The 3,195-nt window shown below is 74.0% G+C and carries 2 protein-coding genes; one reads left to right on the top strand and one right to left on the bottom strand.

Translation table 11 applies throughout. From position 1 onward, the window contains the following. Positions 1 to 83 precede the first annotated feature (83 nt). The gene (locus SSBG_RS20820; protein WP_008748043.1) at positions 84 to 1,226 is read left to right on the top strand and encodes a M23 family metallopeptidase; all 1,143 of its coding nucleotides are present in this window, start codon (positions 84 to 86) and stop codon (positions 1,224 to 1,226) included. A gap of 54 nt (positions 1,227 to 1,280) precedes the next feature. On the opposite strand, the gene SSBG_RS31570 is transcribed toward SSBG_RS20820, so the two are convergent. Continuing rightward, the gene (locus SSBG_RS31570; protein ID WP_078491376.1) at positions 1,281 to 2,879 is read right to left on the bottom strand and encodes a DUF4157 domain-containing protein; all 1,599 of its coding nucleotides are present in this window, start codon (positions 2,877 to 2,879) and stop codon (positions 1,281 to 1,283) included. Positions 2,880 to 3,195: the final 316 nt, after the last annotated feature.

Below are 3,195 nucleotides of genomic sequence, written 5' to 3'. Positions count from 1 at the left end.
TCTTCGGGAGGACCGGGCGCGCGAAGCCGCCGAAAGCCGGGAAGGCCCCGAAGGCCCCAAAATCCGGTAAGGCTCCGGAATCCGTGGAGGTCCCGGCGCCCGGTGGGACCCCGGCGCCCGGTGAGCCGGAGAAGTCCGGGGCCGGGAAGAGGAAGCGGAAGCCGAAGCGGAAGCGGCGCGGTCCCGGCCCCTTCACGCTCCTCGCCCTGCCCGGACTGACCGTCCTCGTCGGCTCCGTCGTGTTCCTCACCGTGGCCGGGAAGCTCCCGGGCACGGAGGGCGACGAGCCCGCGCGCCCCCCGGCAGCCGCCGGGGACGCCGACGCGACGGCTCTCGTGGACGACTCCTTCGTGCCGTGGCTCAAGCAGGCGGCGGGTGCGTGCACCGTGCTGCGTCCCTCCGTCCTGGCCGCGCAGATCGACGCGTACTCCGGCTGGAACGCGGACAGCGCAGCGCTGAGCGGGCCCGCGGGCATCGCGGGCTTCGACGCGGCGGGCTGGAAGAAGTGGGGCAAGGACGCGGACGGCGACGGGACGTCCTCGCCCCGGCAGCCCGTGGACGCGATCATGGCGCTCGGCCGCCAGGACTGCGCGCTCGCCGACGAGGTGACGAAGGCCCGCACGAGCGGCACCGTCAACGGCGACCTCCTGGACCTGACGCTCGCCGCGTACACGACGGACACGGCGCAGGTCACGGCGGCGGGGAAGGTCCCCGCGAAGGCGGCGGCCTACGTGAAGCGGACCGAGAAACTCGCCAAGCGCTACGCGCGCTTCGACAAGGGCGGGGCGAGCCCGGGCCAGGCCGCCGCCCCCACCTCCGCCCTGCTCGCCTGGCCCTCGGCCACGCACTCCGTCAGCTCCCCTTTCGGCACCAGGGAGCACCCCCTCACCCACGTGACGAAGCTCCACACCGGTGTCGACTTCCCCGCCGCGCAGGGCACCCCCGTCACGGCGGCCCGCGAGGGCACGGTCGTCTTCGCCGCGCCGACGAAGGCGTACGGGAACCGGATCGTCGTGGACCACGGCACCATCGGCGGCGCGCACGTCCAGACGACGTACAGCCACCTGTCCGTGCTGCGCGCGACGCGGGGACAGCGGGTGAGCACCGGCACGGTCCTCGGCGATGTCGGCTCGACGGGCCTCTCGACGGGCCCGCACCTGCACTTCGAGGTGATCAGGGACGGCTACTACGACAACCCCATGCCCTGGCTGGGCGCGACCGGCTGAGAACCGCCCCGCGAGGGGCGCCCGGGCGCGGACGCTCGTGCCCGGCGGGGGCGGCTACCGGAAGGACATGCCCTCGGGGAACCGCGGGTCCTTGCTCTTCTCCACCCGCACGTCGGCGACGAAGAGCTGGAAGAGCAGCCGGCTCGGGCTGGTCTGCCCGGCCTTCCCGGAGAGCGAGACGCTGAAGTCCCCGCCCTGCGGCTCGTACTTGGTCTTCTTCACCTTGCGCGGCGGCCGCGCCTTCGGGCCCGCCACCGCCTTCTGGTGCCGTGTCTCCGCCTTGAGGCCGAGGAAGCCCTGGCGCGTGCCCTCGTTCTCGGTGGCCATGCGGTGTCCCCCGCCCAGCTCGGGGACCTCCTGGAAGACGTCGAGCTTCTTGTCGGGCGCGACGGCCATGTAGTCCTCGTGGAAGAGGAGGCTGTTCGCACCCGGCTTGAGCGTGAAGCACGGCTTCACGTCGTTGCCCGCGTTCTTCCGGTAGTAGTCCTCCGCCTGCTCGGTGTCGCCGAGGTGGTTGCCGAGGGTGGGCCCTTTGTGCGGTTCGTTCTGGTTCTCCTCGGCCCCTCGCCCTCCGGGTCCCCGCCGGATGTAGCTCTCGTCCTTCGCCGGCTGCCCGGAGCCCCAGTGCGCGAGCAACTGCCCGGCCTCGGCGGCCGTCACGGACCGGTAGAGCTTGAGCTGCGGTGAGGCGGGCTCCTTCGCGTCCAGTTCGTCCAGCAGCTTCTTGCCGATCCGGTCGAGGATGTCGTCATTCGTGTAGGTGACGCCGTCCTCGACCCGCCACGCGCTCCCGGCCCGGGCCGGGTCCTTCTTGCCCTGCCAGTGCTTGAGGTAGAGGTCGTTCTGCACGTCGTCCGGGTCGTCCGGGTTGTACGCGCGCTGTACGGCAGGGGTCCCGCCGGCTAAAGCGGGCTCCTCTCCGCGCGCCTCGGCCTGCTCACGCCGCACCTCGGCGTGCTCCCCGCCGGAGGGCGCCGTCCGCTCCGCGCCGGAGGATGCCGTGTGCTCCATGCCGGAGGGGGCCGTGTGCGCCGCGCCGGAGGGGGCCGTGTGCCGCGGCGCGCCACCCGCCAGGGCCCGTACGGCGTTCGCCTCCGCCTCGCGCTCGAAGCGGTCCGAGGGGTCGGAGACCTTGAGCCCCGCCCCGTTGTCGGTGCCCGCCACGGGCCCGTTGCGCTGCTGGATGACGTGCGAGAGTTCGTGCGCGAGGGTGTGCCGGTCCCCGCCGCCGTCCCCGAGGACGACGTGACTCCCGCTCGTGTAGGCGCGGGCCCCGACCTCGGCGGCGGACTCGCGCGCGGAGGCGTCGCTGTGCACGCGTACGTCCGAGAAGTCGGCGCCGAGCCGGGTCTCCATGTCGGCCCGCACGCCCGATTCGAGGGGCCGCCCGGCGGTGCGCAGCACGTTGTGCACGGCGGACCGCTGCACGGGCGGCTCCTCGTGCGCGCAGCCCGGGCCGTGCTGGTGCTCCTCGTTCTCGGCCCGCTGCACGCCGGCGCCCGCCCACGGGTGCCCGGCGGCGCGCAGCGTCTGCACGACGGCCGCGTTCCCGGCTTCGGCGAGGTGGTCGAGGGGCCCGGCGGCCCGCGGGGGCCGCGTTCCGCGCCGGACGACGGTGCGGGCGGAGTCCTCGGACTTCTCGTGTGCGTGCATGGTGGCGAAAGTCTTCCCGTACGAGGCAGTCGACCCTCTTTTCCTACCGGTCCGCCCTGCCCCGCGCCAGGTACGCGCGGGCAGCCCTGGCGGCCCCGGGGGCAGCGCGGGCGCAGGCGGGCGCGGACGGGCGCGACCGGGGCGGGAAGGCGGGGCAGGAGTGGGCCCCCGCCTCCCCACGCACGCGTCCGCGTTCAGCAACTCTCGCGCGGAACGCAGGGGTTGCAGCACTGCGGCTCGGGTTCGACGCAGACGACGACGCCGTCCGTGTTGTTCCCGGGTGACGGGTCCAGTTCGCGCGCGCTCACGGTCGCCG

Source organism: Streptomyces sp. SPB074 (assembly GCF_000154905.1).
Lineage (GTDB): Bacteria > Actinomycetota > Actinomycetes > Streptomycetales > Streptomycetaceae > Streptomyces.
This window is presented reverse-complemented; position numbering and strand designations above follow the sequence as displayed.

Excerpts from the sequence above, each read along its gene's own strand:
- SSBG_RS31570 (WP_078491376.1), bottom strand. The coding sequence starts at position 2,879 with ATGCACGCACACGAGAAGTCCGAGGACTCCGCCCGCACCGTCGTCCGG.